This is a genomic window from Streptomyces sp. MB09-02B, assembly GCF_033794485.1.
Classification (GTDB): Bacteria; Actinomycetota; Actinomycetes; order Streptomycetales; family Streptomycetaceae; genus Streptomyces.
Genome location: NZ_JARGEE010000157.1, coordinates 1 through 19,168, shown reverse-complemented (window position 1 = coordinate 19,168; position 19,168 = coordinate 1). Strand labels below are relative to the sequence as shown.

Below are 19,168 nucleotides of genomic sequence, written 5' to 3'. Positions count from 1 at the left end.
CCACCACCACAGCGCACCGAGCCCCAGAGCCGCCCCCCAGCGAGCTATTCGCATGGCCGCCACCTCCAAGGCCTTCGGGCCCCCAGAACGACGCTAGACGGCCCTCGTCACGGCCGGAGAGGGCGCACCACCGGCACAGGGACGCACGGCCCCCTCACACGGACCGCGCCACCGGGGCGCCCGGTGCGCCCCGCAGCCACTCACCGCCGTCCTCACGCCCCCACCGGTCACCCGCGCGCTGCCCCCACCTCGCCGCTCGGAACTCCACGCGCTACCCGTTCTCCGCCTGGAACATCCAATGATGCTTCTCGAGATCCGCCGTGATCCCGATGAAGATGTCCTGGCTCACCGGATCCGCCTCCGCGGTGCTCTCGACCCGCGTCCGCATCCGGGTGATCACCGCGCCGAGCGCCTCCACGAGGGTCCCGACCGCGTCCGCGTCCTTGACCCAGCCGTCCGGCACCCGGCCGATCCCGCTGCTCCCGGCGACCGTCCCGGCCCGCCCGTCCGGTGAGACCCCGAGGGTGGAGGCGCGTTCGGCGACGGTGTCGGAGTGCAGCCGGGCGGTGTCCACGACCTCGTCGAGCTGGAGGTGGACCGAGCGGAAACGCGGCCCGACGACGTTCCAGTGGATCTGCTTGGCCACCAGGGAGAGGTCGACAAGATCGACCAGGGCACCTTGCAACGCCTCGGAGACGGTCTTGAGATCGGCCTCGGACAGCGGGCTCTTCACCACGTACATCAGCACGCTCCGGATTCTTGAGACGACCGTACGACCACCATGACCGCACACCGCCACCCCGGCAAACGGGAGCCCCAGGCAACACAAAAGCCCCGGTCGGCACCCCCAGGTCTCCCTGGCGGCCCCCGACCGGGGCTCCCGCTTCGTTCTACCGCTTCACCGGCATGCGCCGGTGCTCATGCACCCGGTCGCGACAGATCACGCCGCGACGACGTCCACCGCTTCGGCCGGCGCCTTGATCGTGACCCGCTCCGGCGGCACACCGGCCACCGAGACGGAGTTGAGCATCGGTCGACGCACTGGTGCTGGCACCGGCTCGGTGGCCGCTGCGGACTGGGCCAGCTCGGCAAGGGCGAGCTCGTCGCTCACTTCCCGCATGAGCTCGGACATCCGTACGTCCAGCGCGTCGCAAATGGCGGAGAGCAGCTCGGAGGAAGCCTCCTTCTGCCCCCGCTCCACCTCGGAGAGATAGCCGAGTGAGACTCGGGCGGACGAGGAGACTTCGCGCAGAGTACGGCCCTGGCGCTGGCGCTGCCGACGCAGCACGTCACCCAGCAGGCGACGGAGCAGAATCATCGGTGGCTCCCTCCTCGGACCGCGTAGCCGCATCCTTCACGCCCCACCGTACCGCCTTGCGCTGCGGCCGTGCGGGGAGCGCTGTTGTGTTCACTCAGGGCTGTAAACATCAAGTCCCCCCGTTCTGTTCCGTATCCTGTGCCCGCTCATTCCCGGTCTGTTCGCCCGCGAGCTCCTCGAGGAGCAGTGCGAGTACGCTCCGTACACTCTCCATACGGATTTCCGCCCGGCCGCCGTTCAACCGCAACGACGACACTTTCCCGCCACCTGATACGTCGGATTCGGCTGCGGAAGGTCCCGCGACGGCGACATAGACCGTGCCGACGGGCCGGCCGTCCTGCGGCTCGGGGCCCGCGACACCGGTGGTCGAAATCCCCCAGTCGGCGCCGAGGGCTTTGCGGACGCCCTCCGCCATCTGGGCCGCGACCTGCGGATCCACCGCCCCGCGCTGGTCCAGCAGGGTGGCATCGACATCGAGCAACTGGTGCTTCAGCTCCGTGGCGTACGCGGTGACGGAGCCCCGGAAGGCCTGGGAGGACCCGGGGGCCGCGGTGAGCGCGGCGGCGACCAGACCACCGGTCAGCGACTCCGCGACGGCGAGCGTCTCTCCCCTCACGCTCAGTAGTCGCAGCACTTCGGCGGCCGTGGAAGTCACCGTTCCGCTCCCTCCGCCGCGGCTTCGCGCTCGGCGGTTCCGCGCCGGCGCAGCACAATGGCCTGTCTCACATAGTCGAGTCCGGTCACCACGGTCAGAATGACCGCCGCGGCCATCACCCACCACCTCAGGGTGGCCAGGGGCCCCTCCAGCGCCAGCACGTACATCCCGACGGCGATGCCCTGGGTCAGGGTCTTCAGCTTGCCGCCGCGGCTCGCCGGGATGACTCCGTACCGGATGACGACGAAGCGCAGCAGAGTGATGCCGAGCTCACGGCCGAGGATGACGCCGGTCACCCACCACGGCAGATCACCGAGGTAGGACAGACAGATCAGGGCGGCGCCCATGATCGCCTTGTCGGCGATGGGGTCGGCGATCTTCCCGAAGTCGGTGACGAGGTCGTACGTCCGGGCCAGATGACCGTCGAAGACATCGGTGATCATGGCGACGGCGAAGGCGGCCCACGCCCAGGCCCGCCAGACCGGGTCGTATCCGCCGTCCATGAGCATCAGCACGACGAAGCCCGGCACGAGGACCAGGCGGACCATGGTCAGGATGTTCGCGATGTTCCAGAGGCTGGCCTGGTTGACGGCGGCAGCTCCCAGCTTCCCGCCACGGACGGGTCGCGCCTCCCCGGCATCGCTGGCGGCGGCGCTCGGGGCGCCGGGAACGCCGGAGGCGCTCGCCGCGCTCTTGGCGCCGGAGGTGCCGCCCGCCGCGGATGCCGGGACTCCCGTCATCTGGCCGCCTCCTCGGTACACGTGGGGGAGGCGAGCGAGCCCGGAAGCACCTCGGCCACCAGGTCGACGCCTTCGGTGCCGACCACCTTCGCCTCGACCATAAGGCCGACGCTCAGCTCCTCGCCGTTCGTGAACAGCACCTGGCCGTCCGTCTCGGGCGCCTGGTGCGCGGCACGGCCGTACGCACCCTCGTCGCCCTCGACCGACTCCACCAGGACGCGCACGGTCTGCCCGACGCGCTCCTCGGCGCGCTGCGAGACCAGTTCCTCGGCCAGCCGTGAGATGCGCGCGAGCCGCTCGGCCACGACGTCCTCGGGCAGCTTGTTCTCGTAGGTCGCCGCTTCGGTGCCCTCCTCGTCGGAGTACCCGAAGACACCGATGGCGTCCAGTCTCGCGCCGTTCAGGAACCGCTCCAGCTCCGCGAGGTCCTCCTCGCTCTCACCGGGGAAACCCACGATGAAGTTGGACCGGACGCCGGCCTCGGGGGCCTTGCCGCGGATGGTGTCCAGCAGTTCCAGGAACCGGTCGGTGTCGCCGAAGCGGCGCATCGAGCGCAGCACCGCGGGGGCGGAGTGCTGGAAGGAGAGGTCGAAGTAGGGCACGACCTTGGGCGTGGAGGTGAGCACGTCGATGAGGCCGGGGCGCATCTCGGCGGGCTGAAGGTAGCTGACGCGCACCCGCTCGATGCCGTCGACCTCGGCGAGCTCGGGCAGCAGGGACTCCAGCAGCCTGATGTCGCCCAGGTCCTTGCCGTACGAGGTGTTGTTCTCGGAGACCAGCATGACCTCCTTGACGCCCTGCTCGGCCAGCCAGCGCGTCTCGTTCAGCACGTCCGAGGGGCGGCGCGAGATGAAGGAGCCGCGGAAGGAGGGGATGGCGCAGAAGGAGCAGCGGCGGTCGCAGCCGGAGGCGAGCTTCACGGAGGCGACGGGTGAGCCGTCCAGTCGGCGGCGCAGCGGGGACCGCGGCCCCGAAGCCGGAGCGAGGCCTTCCGGAAGATCGACGGGGGCGTGCCCCGGAAGCGCGACCTCGGCCGCGGACTCCTGCCGCTGGGCCGGGCTGATCGGCAGCAGCTTGCGCCGGTCGCGCGGGGTGTGCGAGGCGTGGATGCCGCCGTTCAGGATGGTCTGGAGACGGTCGGAGATGTCCGCGTAGTCGTCGAAGCCGAGCACGCCGTCGGCCTCGGGCAGCGCCTCGGCCAGTTCCTTGCCGTACCGCTCGGCCATGCAGCCGACCGCCACGACGGCCTGGGTTCTGCCGTGTCCCTTGAGGTCGTTGGCCTCCAGGAGGGCGTCGACGGAGTCCTTCTTGGCGGCCTCGACGAAGCCACAGGTGTTGACGACCGCGACGTCCGCTTCCTCGGCGTCCTCGACGAGCTCCCAGCCGTCCGCCTCCAAGCGGCCTGCGAGCTCCTCCGAGTCCACCTCGTTACGGGCGCAGCCAAGAGTGACGAGTGCGACGGTACGGCGTTCAGGCATGGGCTCAAGACTACTTCGTCCCAGTGACAGCCCACGTCGACGGGGTTGGCCGATCATGGCCAACCCCGTGCTCGCGTTTCCCTTTGACTCGTCCGTGCGTCCGCCCCGGACGCGCGGACGGCTCAGCCGACCTCGGGGTCGCCCTTCGTGTACGTCAGTCGTTCGACCTGGCCGGGCTGGAAGTCGTCCTTGATCTTCTTGCCGTTGACGTAGAGCTGGACGGCTCCGGCGTCACCGAGGACGAGGTCGATCCTGGAGCTGTCCTGGAAGGTCTTGGACTGGCCCTGCTTGAGGAGGCCGTCCCACAGGAACCGCCCGTTGTGGTCCTTGGCGGAGATCCAGCTGCGGCCGTCGGAGGCGCTGACCTGCACGGTCACCTTGTCACGGGGCGCGGCCGCGATGGCGCTGTCGGTCGGGTCGGGCTTCGGGTCGGCGTCGGGCTTGTCGGCCTTGGGCGTCGGCGAGGGGGACTTTCCGGTGGTCGGTGTGGAGCCCTCGGCGACCTGTGTGGTGTCGCGGTCGTCGTCTCCGCCGTTGAACGCGGTGAAGCCGACGAAGCCGATCACCGCGACGATCGCGGCGACCATGGCGGCGGTCCAGTTGGGGCCGCGTCGCTCGGGACGGATCCGCTCCGCCTCGAACAGCGGGGCCGCAGGGGTCGGCGCGGGCCGCCCGCCGTGTGCCTCCGCGAACTGTTCGAGGAGCGGGGCGGGGTCGATGCGCACCGCCCGCGCGAGGGTGCGGATGTGACCGCGCGCGTAGACGTCGCCACCGCAGGGGGCGAAGTCGTCCTGCTCGATCGCGTGCACGATGGCGATGCGGACCCGGGTGGCGTTGCTGACGTCGTCGACGGTCAGCCCGGCCGCGATGCGGGCCTGCTGGAGGGCACGGCCGATCGAGGGGCGTTCCGCCGAGCGTTCGTCGCGGTCGTCTTCGAACGGACGCTCGTCTTCGGGGAAGTTGCCGTCAGGGGAGTTGCCGATGGACACGGGGGCGCCTTTCGAGCGTGTAGCCACCTGTGCTGGAGGTTCAGTCTAGGGGGGGTACGAAAGGGTGGGGCAACCGGGCGGTGGGACTTTGTACGCCATCAGAATGGCCGGTCATCCTGCTGGTGGTGAGGGTGGGGCACGGGGCTGTCCCCTCGTCCAACTTGACGTACGACGAAGGGAAACGGTTGCTCACCATTTCCTTACGGGTGAGTCACGTTCGAATACCCGGATGCCGTAATCGCATCCGTGTTCCGCCCGCCGGACAACCGGTTTTCTCCTGCCGTGCGCCCCTGTCGCGCCCCTCCGCGATACCCGCTGCGGCCCTTACGCGTCAGTCTCCCCCCGGATCACCGCGAGCACGCCGTCCAGCTCATCGGGTTTCACAAGAACGTCACGAGCCTTGGAGCCCTCGCTCGGTCCGACGACACCCCGGGACTCCATGAGGTCCATCAGCCGCCCGGCCTTGGCGAAGCCGACGCGCAGCTTGCGCTGGAGCATGGAGGTCGAGCCGAACTGCGTGGAGACGACCAGTTCGGCCGCCTGGCACAGCAGGTCGAGGTCGTCGCCGATCTCCTCGTCGATCTCCTTCTTCTGCTTGGTGCCCACGGTGACGTCGTCTCTGAAGACGGGCGCCATCTGGTCCTTGCAGTGCTGGACGATCGCGGCGACCTCGTCCTCGGTCACGAACGCGCCCTGCATACGGGTCGGCTTGTTCGCCCCCATCGGCAGGAAGAGCCCGTCGCCCTTGCCGATCAGCTTCTCGGCGCCGGGCTGGTCGAGGATGACGCGCGAGTCGGCGAGGGAGGAGGTCGCGAAGGCGAGCCGTGAGGGCACGTTCGCCTTGATCAGACCGGTGACGACGTCCACCGACGGCCGCTGGGTGGCCAGCACGAGGTGGATGCCGGCCGCGCGCGCGAGTTGCGTGATGCGGACGATGGCGTCCTCGACATCCCTCGGCGCCACCATCATCAGGTCGGCCAGCTCGTCCACGATGACCAGCAGGTACGGGTACGGCGACAGCTCGCGCTCACTGCCCTCGGGCAGCTTCACCTTGCCGTTCCTGATGGCCTCGTTGAAGTCGTCGATGTGCCGGTAGCCGAAGGCGGCCAGGTCGTCGTAGCGCAGGTCCATCTCACGCACGACCCACTGGAGCGCCTCGGCAGCCCGCTTGGGGTTGGTGATGATCGGCGTGATGAGGTGCGGGATGCCCTCGTAGGCCGTCAGCTCGACGCGCTTGGGGTCGACGAGGACCATGCGGACGTCCTCGGGGGTCGCGCGGACCATGACCGAGGTGATCAGGCAGTTGATGCACGAGGATTTACCGGAGCCGGTCGCACCCGCGACGAGCACGTGCGGCATCTTCGCCAGATTGGCCATCACATAGCCGCCCTCGACGTCCTTGCCGAGCGCGACCAGCATCGGATGGTCGTCCTCGGCCGCGTCCGCGAGTCGCAGGACGTCACCGAGGTTGACCATCTCGCGGTCGGTGTTGGGGATCTCGATGCCGACGGCCGACTTGCCGGGGATCGGGCTGATGATCCGTACGTCCGGGCTGGCGACGGCGTAGGCGATGTTCTTGGTGAGCGCGGTGATCCGCTCGACCTTGACCGCGGGGCCCAGCTCGACCTCGTAGCGGGTGACCGTCGGCCCGCGGGTGAAGCCGGTGACCGAGGCGTCGACCTTGAACTCGGAGAACACGTTCGACAGGGAGGCCACTATGGCGTCGTTGGCGGCGCTGCGCGTCTTGCCCGGGCCGCCCCGCTCCAGGAGGTCGAGCGAGGGCAGGGAGTAGGTGATGTCGCCGGAGAGCTGGAGCTGTTCGGCACGCGCCGGCAGCTCGCGGGGCTCGTCCGGCGCCTTCTTGGTCAGGTCCGGCACCAGGGCGTCCTGCCTGGCCCCCTTGGGCGGCTTGACGGCCGTGGGCTCCTGCTGGGTCGGCTTGCTGCGCGCGGCCGGTACGGGAGTGGTCTCCTCCCGGTCCCCCGCGGTGACGCCCTGGGTGAGGTCGGCGACCACCGGCGAGGGCGGCATGCCGTGCAGCACGGCCCCGTCGAGCGCGGCGGCGGCCGCCGCGGCGACGTCCACGGCGTCCATCGGCCGGTCCGGGTCGGGCTGCCGTACGGCGGAGCGCCTCGGGCGGCGCCGCGTGAGGGCCTCCTGCTCGGCGCCGTCGGGGTCGTACGGCTCGGGCGTGGAGCCGCGGCGGCGGGAGCGCGCTGGCAGGGCGTCGCGCCACTGCTCCTCGTAGCGCGCGTCGTCCTCGGCGAACTCGTCGTCGTCCTCGTCGTCCGCGATGATGCCGAGCTTCTGGCCGAGCAGCCGCAGTCGTTGCGGGATCGCGTTGACCGGCGTCGCGGTCACGACGAGCAGCCCGAAGACCGTGAGCAGCACGAGCATCGCCACAGCGAGGGCCTCGCCCATGGTGTACGTCAACGGGGTGGCCGTGCCCCAGCCGATGAGTCCTCCGGCGTCCCTTATCGCCTGCATGCCGACGCTGCGCGCGGGCGAGCCGCAGGCGATGTGGACCTGCCCGAGGATGCCGATGACGAGCGCGGACAGGCCGATGACGATCCGGCCGTTGGCCTCGGGCTTCTCGGGGTGCCGGATGAACCGCACGGCGATGACCGCGAGCAGTATCGGCACCAGCAGGTCCAGCCGGCCGAAGGCGCCGGTGACCAGCATCTCTACGAGATCGCCGACCGGGCCGCGCAGATTCGACCAGGTACCGGCGGCGACGATCAGGGAGAGCGCGAGCAGCAGCAGCGCGACACCGTCCTTGCGGTGCGCCGGATCGAGATTCCGCGCGCCCTGCCCTATGCCGCGGAAGACGGCGCCGACGGAGTGCGCGGCGCCGAGCCAGACGGCGCGTACGAGTCGGTACACGCCTCCGGTCGGATTGGGCGCCGGCTTCGGAGGGGCCGTCTTCTTCGCCGTCGCCTTCTTGGCAGGTGCCTTCTTGGCGGCGGCTTTCTTCGCGGGGGCCTTCTTCGCCGGAGCCTTCGTCGGAGCGGCCGCCTTCTTCGCGGGCGGCTTCTTCGCTGCGGACTGACGTGAGGCCATGGGTGTGAGGTTACCGGTGGAGGCCACGGCCGACACGTGTGCCTACTGCTTCACCCGTTCGTGTCGCGCGGGAGCCTCCGTGAAGCTGACACGACCTGACAAGCCATCAAGGGCACCAGTCACGACACCGATACAGGCACAGGCACAGGCACAGGCACAGGCCGCAACGAAGGGCGGGCCCGGGCCACTTGTGTGACCGGGCCCGCTCTCCGAACCTGTGCTCAGTTCTGCGACGGCATCGGTGAAGGCCCGCCCGTACCCGGCTCCAACGCGTCCAGCGCCCTGCGCAGGCCGGTGAGTTTGCGTTCGAGATGGGCCGCGGTGGCCACCGCCGCGGCGTCCGCGGAGTCGTCGTCGAGCTGTTTGGAGAGCGCCTCCGCCTGCTCCTCCACTGCCGCGAGCCGCGCGGAGAGTTCGGCGAGGATGCCGCCGGAGGGCTCCTTGGAACCGCCCGCCGCACCCTTGCCACCGCCCTCCAACTGGAGCCGCAGCAGCGCCGCCTGCTCCCTGAGCTGGCAGTTCTTCATGTACAGCTCGACGAAGACCGAGACCTTGGCACGCAGCACCCACGGGTCGAACGGCTTCGAGATGTAGTCGACCGCACCCGCCGCGTACCCACGGAACGTGTGATGCGGCCCGTGGTTGATGGCGGTCAGGAAAATGATCGGGATGTCCCGGGTCCGTTCGCGCCGCTTGATGTGCGCGGCCGTCTCGAAACCGTCCATGCCCGGCATCTGGACGTCCAGCAGAATGACCGCGAAGTCGTCCGTCAGCAGCGCCTTGAGCGCTTCCTCCCCGGACGATGCCCGCACCAGTGTCTGATCGAGCGCGGAGAGGATGGCCTCCAGCGCCAACAGATTCTCCGGCCGGTCATCGACCAGGAGGATCTTGGCCTTCTGCACCATGGCCCGCCCTCCTCGCCCCGGCTTGGGGCCTCCCCTGTCCGCAGGACTCGACGTGACACCGCTCGGCGTCACCCCAGGGGACGACTCCCTCGCGCCACCCGTCCTTGTGCCGGTCATCGTAGCCGCACCCCGCCCGTCGCCACACCCTGTCACCGTGATGTCACTGTGCTCGTAGCAGAAACGCAAGCGGGGACCAGAAGGTTCCCCGAATCCCGCGTTTCTACACGGCCCCGGCCACACTCAGTCAGCAACTCCGTGCGCCCCCCGACGGGTTGTGACCACGCGCCGCCCCACCTGTCACTCACTCCGCATCCACTGCTCCATCACCGCCAGGAGATGATCCGGATCGACCGGCTTCGTCACATAGTCGGAGGCTCCCGAGTCGATCGCCTTCTCCCGGTCGCCCTTCATCGCCTTCGCCGTCAGCGCGATGATCGGCAGCCCGGCGAACTGGGGCATCCGGCGGATCGCCGTGGTCGTCGCGTACCCGTCCATCTCGGGCATCATGATGTCCATCAGCACGACCGTCACGTCGTCGTGCTGTTCCAGGACCTCGATGCCCTCACGGCCGTTCTCGGCGTACAGCACGGACAGGCCGTGCTGCTCCAGGACACTGGTGAGCGCGAAGACGTTACGGATGTCGTCGTCGACGATGAGCACCTTCTCGCCGTCGAACCGGGCGGTCGTCCGGCGCGCCTGCGACGCCGCCTCCTGAGCGGCCTGCTGCGCCCAGTGCTCCTGCGCCTGCCCGTTGCCCTGCGCGAGCGAGGCGGGCGGGGAACCGGCCGACACGGACCGGCGCCGCCGCCTGAAGAGCGCGGCGGCCCCGTTCTGGGTCTCGCGGTACGACCTCACCTCGGCCGGCGTCTCCCTGCGCTCGGCCAGCTCGTCCTCGGACTCCAGCAGCTCCCCCGCCTCCAGCGCGGCGGACGCGTTGTGCGCGTAGCCCTGCGGGGGCAGTTCGCTCGGGTGCAGCGGCAGATACAGGGTGAAGGTGGAACCGCGTCCCGGCTCGCTCTGCGCGTGGATCTCGCCGCCCAGCAGACGCGCGATCTCCCGCGAGATGGACAACCCCAGCCCCGTACCGCCGTACTTGCGGCTCGTGGTGCCGTCCGCCTGCTTGAACGCCTCGAAGATGACGCGCATCTTGCTGGCCGCGATCCCGATACCCGTGTCCGTCACCGAGAACGCGATCATGTCGGCGTCCGCGTCCCGCAGTGAGCCCGCCTCCAGCAGCTGCTCCCGGATGGCCACCGGCACATCCGCGCCAGCCGGCCGGATGACCAGCTCCACGGCCCCGGAGTCGGTGAACTTCACCGCGTTGGACAGCAGGTTCCGCAGCACCTGCAACAGGCGCTGTTCGTCCGTGTGCAGTGTGGCGGGCAGCTCCGGCGAGACCCGTACGGAGAAGTCGAGGCCCTTCTCCGCGGTCAGCGGCCGGAAGGTGGCCTCCACGTAGTCGACGAGCTGGACGAGGGCGATCCGGGTCGGTGAGACGTCCATCTTGCCCGCCTCGACCTTGGACAGGTCCAGGATGTCGTTGATGAGCTGGAGCAGGTCCGAGCCCGCCCCGTGGATCGTCTCGGCGAACTCGACCTGCTTGGGCGTCAGGTTCGACTCGGCGTTGTCGGCGAGCAGCTTGGCGAGGATCAGCAGCGAGTTCAGCGGCGTGCGCAGCTCGTGCGACATGTTCGCGAGGAACTCGCTCTTGTAGCGCATGGACACCGCGAGCTGCTCGGCACGCTCCTCCAGGACCTGCCGCGCCTCCTCGATCTCGGTGTTCTTCACCTCGATGTCGCGGTTCTGCCGGGCCAGCAGCTCGGCCTTCTCCTCCAGTTCGGCGTTGGACGCCTGGAGGGCCTTCTGCCGGTTCTCCAACTCGTCGGACCGCTCACGCAGTTGCTCGGTCAGCTCCTGCGACTGCTTCAGCAGCACCTCGGTCTTGGTGTTGACGGAGATGGTGTTGACGCTCGTCGCGATCATCTCCGCGATCTGGCTCAGGAAGTCCTTCTGGATCTGGGTGAACGGCGTGAACGACGCCAACTCGATCACGCCCAGCACGGTCCCCTCGAAGAGCACCGGCAACACGATGACCTGCGCCGGGGGCGCCTCGCCGAGCCCGGAGGAGATCTTCAGGTAACCGCTCGGCGCGTTCTCCACCAGGATCGTGCGCTTCTCCTTGGCCGCCGTCCCGACCAGCGCCTCGCCCGGGCGGAACGACGTCGGCATGGAGCCCATCGAATAGCCGTACGAGCCGAGCATGCGCAGCTCGTACTGGTCGTCGTTGTCCGGGGCCAGGTCCTTGCCGTCGAGGAACGGCAGCGCGAGGAAGAACGCGCCGTGCTGCGCGGACACCACCGGCGTCAGCTCGCTCATGATCAGCGAGGCCACGTCGTCGAGATCCCGGCGGCCCTGCATCAGGGCGGAGATCCGGGCGAGGTTGCCCTTGAGCCAGTCCTGCTCCTGGTTGGCGATCGTGGTGTCGCGCAGGTTGGCGATCATCTTGTTGATGTAGTCCTGCAGCTCCTTGATCTCACCGGACGCGTCGACGTCGATCTTGAGGTTCAGGTCGCCCCGGGTCACCGCGGTGGCCACGCGCGCGATGGCACGCACCTGCCGGGTCAGGTTCCCGGCCATCTCGTTCACCGACTCGGTGAGGTCCCGCCAGGTGCCGTCGACGTCACGCACGCGCGCGAGACCGCCCAGCTGGCCCTCGGTGCCCACCTCGCGGGCGACCCGGGTGACCTCCTCCGCGAACGACGACAGCTGGTCGACCATCGTGTTGATGGTCGTCTTCAGCTCCAGGATCTCGCCGCGCGCGTCGATGTCGATCTTCTTGGTCAGGTCGCCCTTGGCGATGGCGGTCGTGACCATCGCGATGTTGCGGACCTGCCCGGTGAGGTTGGACGCCATCGAGTTCACCGACTCGGTGAGGTCCTTCCACGTGCCCGCCACACCCGGTACGTGCGCCTGGCCGCCCAGGATGCCGTCCGTGCCCACCTCACGGGCCACCTTGGTGACCTGGTCGGCGAACGAACTCAGCGTCTTCACCATGCTGTTGAAGGTGTCGGCGAGCTGCGCGACCTCACCGGCCGCCTCGATCGTCACCGTACGGGTCAGATCGCCGTTGGCGACGGCCGCGGCGACCTGGGAGATGTTCCGCACCTGCATGGTCAGGTTCTTGGCCATCAGGTTCACATTGCCGCTGAGGTCCTTCCAGATGCCGGTGACGCCCGGCACGTGCGCCTGGCCGCCGAGGATGCCCTCGGTGCCCACCTCACGGGCCACCCGGGTCACCTGCTCGGCGAAGGACGACAGCTGGTCGACCATCGTGTTGACGGTGGTGACGAGTTCGAGGATCTCGCCCTTGGCGTCGACGGTGATCTTCTTCGACAGGTCGCCCTTGGCGACCGCGGTCGTGACCTCGGCGATCTGGCGCACCTGGATGGTCAGGTTGTTCGCCATGAAGTTCACCGACTGCGTGAGGTCCTTCCAGGTGCCGGAGACGCCCTGCACCTCGGCCTGACCGCCGAGCTGGCCCTCCGTACCCACCTCACGGGCGACCCTGGTGACCTCCTCCGCGAACGACGACAGCTGGTCCACCATCGTGTTCAGCGTGTTCTTCAGCTCCAGGATCTCGCCGCGCGCGTCCACGGTGATCTTCTGCGACAGGTCGCCGCGCGCCACCGCCGTGGCGACCTGGGCGATGTTGCGCACCTGGCCGGTCAGGTTGCCGGCCATGCCGTTCACGGACTCGGTGAGGTCGCGCCACACACCGGCCACGCCGGGCACCTGCGCCTGACCGCCGAGACGGCCCTCCGTGCCCACGTCCCGGGCCACCCGGGTCACCTGGTCGGCGAAGGACGACAGCTGGTCGACCATCGTGTTGATGGTGTTCTTCAGCTCCAGGATCTCGCCGCGCGCGTCCACGTCGATCTTCTGCGACAGGTCGCCGCGCGCCACGGCCGTCGTCACCTGCGCGATGTTGCGCACCTGCGAGGTGAGGTTGCCGGCCATCGAGTTGACGGAGTCGGTGAGCTCCTTCCAGGTGCCGGACACACCGTCGACGCGGGCCTGACCGCCGAGGCGGCCCTCCGTACCCACGTCCCGGGCCATCCGCGTCACCTGGTCGGCGAAGCTCGACAGCTGGTCGACCATCGTGTTGACGGTGTTCTTCAGTTCGAGCATCTCGCCCGCGACATCGACGGTGACCTTCTGCGAGAGATCACCGTTGGCCACGGCCGTCGTCACGGCCGCGATGTTCCTCACCTGTCCGGTGAGATTCCGGAACGCCGTGTTGACGGAGTCCGTCAGGTCCTTCCACGTCCCTGCCGCGCCCGGCACCTGCGCCTGACCACCCAGCCGACCCTCGGCACCGACCTCATTGGCCACCCGGGTCACTTCGGCACCGAAGTAGGAGAGCTGGTCGACCATCCCGTTGACGGTGTTCTTCAGTTCGAGCATCTCGCCCGCGACATCCACGGTGACCTTCTGCGAGAGATCACCGTTGGCCACGGCCGTCGTCACCGCCGCGATGTCCCGCACCTGGATGGTCAGGTTCCGGAAGACCGTGTTCACGGAATCGGTGAGGTCTTTCCAGGTTCCCGCCGCACCCGGCACCTGCGCCTGACCACCCAGTCGACCCTCGGCACCGACCTCGTTGGCCACGCGCGTGACCTCGTCGGCGAAGATCCGCAGCGTCTCGGTCATCTGGTTGATCGTCTCAGCGAGCTTGGCGACCTCGCCGCGCGCCGGCACGGTCACCTTCTGTGACAGATCACCATTGGCGACCGCGGTGGTGACCTGAGCGATCCCGCGCATCTGAAGCGTGAGGTTGCCGGCCATGGTGTTCACCGAATCGGTGAGTTCCTTCCACACCCCGGCCACGCCCGGCACCTCGGCCTGCCCCCCGAGCTGCCCCTCGGTACCCACCTCACGGGCGACTCGCGTCACCTCCGAGGAGAACGCGGAGAGCTGGTCGACCATCGTGTTGACGGTCTCCTTCAGCTCCAGCATCTCGCCGGCCACGTGAACCGTGACCTTCCGGGACAGATCACCCTTCGCGACTGCGGTCGTCACCAGCGCGATGTCCCTCACCTGAGCGGTGAGGCGATACGCCATCGTGTTGACGGACTCCGTCAGGTCCTTCCACGAACCGGACATGCCGCGCACCTTGGCCTGTCCGCCCAGCTTGCCCTCGGTGCCCACCTCGCTGGCCACCCGGGTGACCTCGTCGGTGAACGTGGACAGCTGGTCGACCAGGTTGTTGACCGTGCGCCCGACCTTCAGGAACTCCCCGCGCAACGGGTGCCCGGTCCCGTCCGGCGCCTGCGTCCGCAGCTCCATGCGCGGCGACAGATCACCGTCCGCCACAGCCGACAGCACCCGGCTGACCTCGGAGACGGGCCGCACGAGGTCGTCGACCAGGGCGTTCGACGCGTCGATCGCCGCCGCCCAGGACCCCTCGGCGGCCCCCGTCTCCAGCCGCTCCGTGAGTTTGCCCTCACGCCCGACGACCCGCCGCACCCGCGACAGCTCGCCGGTCAGATGCAGATTCCGGTCCGCCACCTCGTTGAAGACCGCGGCGATCTCGGCCATGACACCGTCACCCGAGACGGTCAGCCGCTTGCGGAAGTTGCCGTCCCGCATCGCTTCCAGAGCCGTGAGCAGCCGGTTCAGGGCGGCCGTGTCCACGGTCGTGGTTCCATTGCGCGGTTTGCGCGACTTGCGCTGGTCACTCAGGGACTGTCCGCCTTTCGCGCGCGTCTTAGTGCCCCGCGTCGCTGCGCCAGACTCCACTGTGTCCCTCCCGCAAGGGTCGACCGTTCCTACTAGACGTACTTCGCCGTTTTCGAACGCTTCGTACTGCTCACACTGCTCGTACCACTCGTGCTACTTCGTACCCGGAGTCGCCCGACCTTCTCCTGGAAGCCTGCCCAGTGTTTCACCATGGCTGAACCAGGCCATAACAGTTCGGCAGCTTCGCACACGGTCCGCACACCTCCGGACGGAAACACAGACGACCGGCATCCGCATGGACGGCGAAGGTAAGTAACCTTGCATGCGGCTGTCCAGCCACGCCGGTTCCGACCCGGCCTGGGCGGTGGCGCACGAGCACGAGCGGGCAGGCATCGGAGGGGCGGCCTCACCATGACCACCGGACTGCATCCCGGGGAGACCCCCCAGGACCCCAGGCCGACGGAGAACCAGCCTCTGCCACGGCAGGAGGCCGTCCTCGCACCCCCGCACGTAGAGCACGTAGAGAACCGGACAAGGAGTTCTGTGATCACCGCGCGCGCGGCCGCCAGCTTCGCTGCCGTCTCACGATCCGTCGCGACCGCCCGCTCGTTCGTCCGCGACACCCTCCAGGGCTGGGGCTTCGCCGACATCGTCGACGACGCGGTGGTCCTCACCAGCGAACTCGTCACCAATGCGGTCGTCCACGCCGGCACCCCCGCCGACGTCCTCTGTCTGCGCGCCGAGGACGGCGTCCGCGTTGAGGTCGCCGACAGATACCCCGACCGTGAGATCCCCCTCCAGGGCAGCCACATCAACATGGGCAGCCCCGACCGCGAAGGCGGCCGCGGCCTCCAACTCTGCGCGGCGATGGCCACCCGCTGGGGCGTCGAGTACACGTCCACGCACAAACACGTGTGGTTCCAACTCGACCTCCCCGACCGCCCGGTGGGCACCCGCTCGGCCGGCCCGTCCCTCCCCGCCGACCTGCTCCCGCTCGCCGACGGCCGGGTCCGCGTCGCGGTCGTCCAGATCGACCGGGTGGGCGCCATCGGCGCCTGGAACGAGGACGCCGAGGAACTCTTCGGCTACGCCCCCGACCAGGTCATCGGCAAGCCCCTCACCGACCTCGCCGCCTGGCCGCACACCCCCGGCACCAGCACCGGCGTCGCCGAGGCCCTCCAACTCTCCCGCTGGGAGGGCAGTTACGGCATCCGCGACGCCAACGGCCGCGTGATTCCGGTCTACGCCTCCCACCTGCGGGTCCGCGACACGGCCGGCGACCCCTCCACGGTCTGCCTCCTCGTACGCGACCACGAGCGCGCCGTGCTCCAGACGCCGATCCGCATGCCGTCCGGCGACAGCTCCGGTTCCGGCGAGGGCCAGGCGACGGACCCCTTCGAAGTCTTCATCGGCTCCCCCGCCCCGGACGACCTCGACGGCCTCCTCCAGCGCACGGTCGAACGCGCCCGCGACATGCTCGACGGCGACTCCGCCTTCCTCCTCCTGGCCACCGACGACGAGACGGAGCTGGAGGTACGGGCCTCCACGGGCCTGCCCTCGGCCCGCCAGCGCTTCGCCCGCGTCCCCGTGGAGGCCGGCCCCGGCCGGTACGGCTCGGCCCGCATGCCGGCCGTCCACGACGACCTCACGGCCGTCCCGGGGGCCGTCCCCCTCCTCAACGGCACGGGCATGCGCTCGGTCGTCACCGTCCCCCTCAAGGTCGAAGGCCGCCTCACGGGCTCCCTCGGCGTCGCCGCCGAGGCGCAGGGCCGGTACTCCAACGAGGAGGCCCTACGCCTGCAGTTCGCCGCCGACCGCATCGCGCTGGCCGTCGAGTCGGCCCGCCTGGGCGAGCTGGAACGGCTGCGCCGCGGCTCGCTCAGCTTCCTGGTGGAGGCCTCCGACCTCCTCGCGGGCACCCTGGACCGCGACCAGACGCTGGCCCTGATGGCGCAGATGACCATCCCGACCCTCGCGACGTGGTGCGCGGTCTACACGATCGCCGACCAGGCCTCGGACCCGTACCTCTCCTACGTCCTGCACGAGGACGAGGACCTCATCGACGGCCTCAAGGCCCTCCTGGCCAAGATCCGCCCGCCGGAGCCCATCCCCACCCCGGGCGCCCGCGTCTGGACCGCCCCCGCCGAGGCCGCCCACCAGGCGGCCCTGCGCACCTCCATGCGCAGCCTGGGCCTCGGCGAGCCCGCCACGGTCAGCTCGGGCATCGGCACGACCCTGGCGACGGCCTCGGCCGTCGGCGGCGAGACCGTCGTCCTCCCCCTCGTGGCCCGAAACCGCGTCATCGGCATGCTGACCCTCGGCAAGCCCACCGACGAGCACTTCCGCCAGGAGATCCTGGAACTGGCCGAGGACCTCTCCCGCCGGGCCGCCCTGGCCCTGGACAACGCCCGCCTGTACTCGGAGCGCGTGGCCATCAGCCAGTCGCTGCAGCGCAGCCTCCTCCCACCCGAGCTCCCGCAGATCGACGGCGTCGAGGTCGAGGTCATCTACCGCGCCGCCGGCGAGGGCAACGAGGTGGGCGGCGACTTCTACGATCTCTTTCCCATCCGTGACGGCGCGTACGGCTTCGCCATCGGCGACGTCTGCGGCACAGGCCCGGAGGCCGCCGCGGTCACCGGCCTCGCCCGCCACGCCCTGCGCCTGCTCGCCCGCGAGGGCTACTCCGGCCCGGCGGTTCTGGACCGCCTCAACTCCGCGATCATCGACGAGGGCGCCCGCAGCCGCTTCCTCACGCTCCTGTACGGCGAGTTGTGGCCTCAGGAGGACGGCAGCGCTGTCCTGAAGGTCGTCTGCGCCGGCCACCCGCTCCCGCTGCGCCTGCGTCAGGACGGCACGGTCGAGCCGGCCGCCGAACCGCAGGCCCTGCTCGGTGTCATGGAGGACCTGGAGCTGTACGAGCAGACCGTCACCCTCGACCCCGGGGACGTCCTCCTCTGTGTCACGGACGGCGTCACCGAACGCCGCGAGGGTACCCGCATGTTGGGCGACGACGGCCTCACCGAGGTCCTCACCACGTGTACGGGCCTCACGGCCGGCGCGGTCGCGGCCCGAGTCATGCGTGCGGTCGAGCGCTTCGCCTCGGACGCGCCCTCCGACGACATGGCCATTCTGGCGATGCGCGTCCCGGGCCTCCAGCAGGACTGAGCGAGCACAAGAAAGGCCCCGCCCAGTGGGCGGGGCCTTTCTTGTCTGAGCCCCCAAACGGAATCGAACCGTTGACCTTCTCCTTACCATGGAGACGCTCTGCCGACTGAGCTATAGGGGCCAGTCACCTGTTCGAGGTTTCCCTCGCGGCGACGAGATAGATCATACCCCGGTTGGGCGGATGCTTCGAACCGCCGGCGCACCGGCCACACCCACGCGCCCTCATCGTGCCAAGCACCGGAACTAGAAAGCCGGTTGCAACAGCCCGCCGAGCGCATTGCAGGCAGACACCAGCCGCTGCAACTGCCGCCGGGACATCTCGCCACCGATGTGCAGCGCCAGCGTCTCGTCGGCGGCCCGCTCGGTCTCCGGCAGACAGATATCCCGCCGGAACGCGGGCATCCGGTGCACCGGCGTCTTCACCGGCACACTGCACTCGACTCCCTTGGCCCGCACGGCCCGCGCGAAGGCGTCCCGGTCCGGCCGCCCGTTCCCGGGTACCCGCACGACGTACTGCTGGAAGGTGTGCCCGTCACAGCCCTCGGGAGTCCGTACGCCCTTGAGCTTGGCACTGAGATACGCGGCCCGCTGCCGGCGCTCCCCGAGTTCGCTGTACGGCGCCTCCGACTCGCCCTGCTCCAACACCAACAGCCCATGACGCTGGCCGACTTGATGAAGCGCCGCGATATCGGCGGACCTTCCGAAGCGGTGTACGACGACCGCGGCCACCGTCCGCGACGTCACCGCGGCCTCGACAGCCACGGCGTCCAGGCAGTACGTCACCGGATCTATGTCGGCGAACACCGGCACGGCCCCGGCCAGGCTCACCGCCTGGGCGACCTCCGGGTTTCCGAACGCCGGCACGACGACCTCGTCACCTGCGCCGACACCTGCGGCCCTGAGCATTCCAACGGTACCCATGGCGCGGATCCTGGTCGCGCAACGTGAACTCCAAGTAAAGCAAAACAAAAAAGAGCTGGTCCCCGAACCGAAATTCGGGGACCAGCTCTATCAATGATTGTTCGGCGGCGTCCTACTCTCCCACAGGGTCCCCCCTGCAGTACCATCGGCGCTGTAAGGCTTAGCTTCCGGGTTCGGAATGTAACCGGGCGTTTCCCT

General features: G+C 69.3%; 11 protein-coding genes, 1 tRNA gene and 1 rRNA gene. 1 reads left to right on the top strand and 12 read right to left on the bottom strand.

The features are described from left to right. Nucleotides 1-271: 271 nt before the first annotated feature. The 9 genes from P1P70_RS22055 to P1P70_RS22015 all read right to left on the bottom strand — a co-directional run bounded on the left by P1P70_RS22055 (nt 272) and on the right by P1P70_RS22015 (nt 14,839). Nucleotides 272-742, bottom strand: coding sequence for a DNA starvation/stationary phase protection protein (locus P1P70_RS22055; protein ID WP_319240395.1), 471 nt, complete (start codon nt 740-742; stop codon nt 272-274). 198 nt (nt 743-940) lie between these two features. Next, a complete protein-coding gene (locus P1P70_RS22050; protein ID WP_005481441.1) occupies nt 941-1,318 on the bottom strand; it encodes a helix-turn-helix domain-containing protein in 378 nt (125 codons plus the stop codon). 109 nt (nt 1,319-1,427) lie between these two features. After that, nucleotides 1,428-1,973: a CinA family protein gene (locus P1P70_RS22045; RefSeq protein WP_319240392.1), complete on the bottom strand. Its 546-nt coding sequence runs from the start codon at nt 1,971-1,973 to the stop codon at nt 1,428-1,430. Continuing rightward, a complete protein-coding gene (gene pgsA / locus P1P70_RS22040) occupies nt 1,970-2,713 on the bottom strand; it encodes a CDP-diacylglycerol--glycerol-3-phosphate 3-phosphatidyltransferase (RefSeq protein ID WP_319240390.1) in 744 nt (247 codons plus the stop codon). Before pgsA ends, P1P70_RS22045 begins: the two co-directional genes overlap by 4 nt. Then, on the bottom strand, nt 2,710-4,191 hold the full coding sequence (gene rimO / locus P1P70_RS22035) for a 30S ribosomal protein S12 methylthiotransferase RimO (protein ID WP_319240388.1): 1,482 nt from the start codon (nt 4,189-4,191) through the stop codon (nt 2,710-2,712). Before rimO ends, pgsA begins: the two co-directional genes overlap by 4 nt. Nucleotides 4,192-4,313: 122 nt before the next feature. Further along, nucleotides 4,314-5,180 carry a helix-turn-helix domain-containing protein gene (locus P1P70_RS22030; protein WP_319240386.1) on the bottom strand — a complete coding sequence of 289 codons (867 nt, stop codon included), beginning with the start codon at nt 5,178-5,180 and terminating at the stop codon, nt 4,314-4,316. 324 nt (nt 5,181-5,504) lie between these two features. After that, nucleotides 5,505-8,240 (bottom strand): FtsK/SpoIIIE family DNA translocase, encoded by a 2,736-nt coding sequence (locus tag P1P70_RS22025; RefSeq protein ID WP_319240384.1) that lies wholly within the window; start codon nt 8,238-8,240, stop codon nt 5,505-5,507. Between the two features lie 221 nt (nt 8,241-8,461). Beyond that, nucleotides 8,462-9,145, bottom strand: a complete 684-nt coding sequence (locus P1P70_RS22020; RefSeq protein ID WP_033525098.1) for a two-component system response regulator — start codon at nt 9,143-9,145, stop codon at nt 8,462-8,464. A 297-nt stretch (nt 9,146-9,442) separates the two neighbouring features. After that, nucleotides 9,443-14,839, bottom strand: a complete 5,397-nt coding sequence (locus P1P70_RS22015; RefSeq protein ID WP_413471516.1) for a HAMP domain-containing protein — start codon at nt 14,837-14,839, stop codon at nt 9,443-9,445. A gap of 456 nt (nt 14,840-15,295) precedes the next feature. Between P1P70_RS22015 and P1P70_RS22010 the strand changes: the two genes are divergently transcribed. Next, nucleotides 15,296-18,049: a SpoIIE family protein phosphatase gene (locus tag P1P70_RS22010; protein ID WP_319240381.1), complete on the top strand. Its 2,754-nt coding sequence runs from the start codon at nt 15,296-15,298 to the stop codon at nt 18,047-18,049. A 48-nt stretch (nt 18,050-18,097) separates the two neighbouring features. Here the strand turns inward: P1P70_RS22010 and P1P70_RS22005 are convergent. From P1P70_RS22005 to rrf, 3 genes are all read right to left on the bottom strand, one after another. Beyond that, a tRNA-Thr gene (locus P1P70_RS22005) sits at nt 18,098-18,170 on the bottom strand. A gap of 122 nt (nt 18,171-18,292) precedes the next feature. After that, a complete protein-coding gene (locus P1P70_RS22000; RefSeq protein ID WP_319240394.1) occupies nt 18,293-18,955 on the bottom strand; it encodes a DegT/DnrJ/EryC1/StrS family aminotransferase in 663 nt (220 codons plus the stop codon). Nucleotides 18,956-19,069: 114 nt separating this feature from the next. Further along, a 5S ribosomal RNA gene (gene rrf / locus P1P70_RS21995) occupies nt 19,070-19,168 on the bottom strand; the annotation flags it as partial.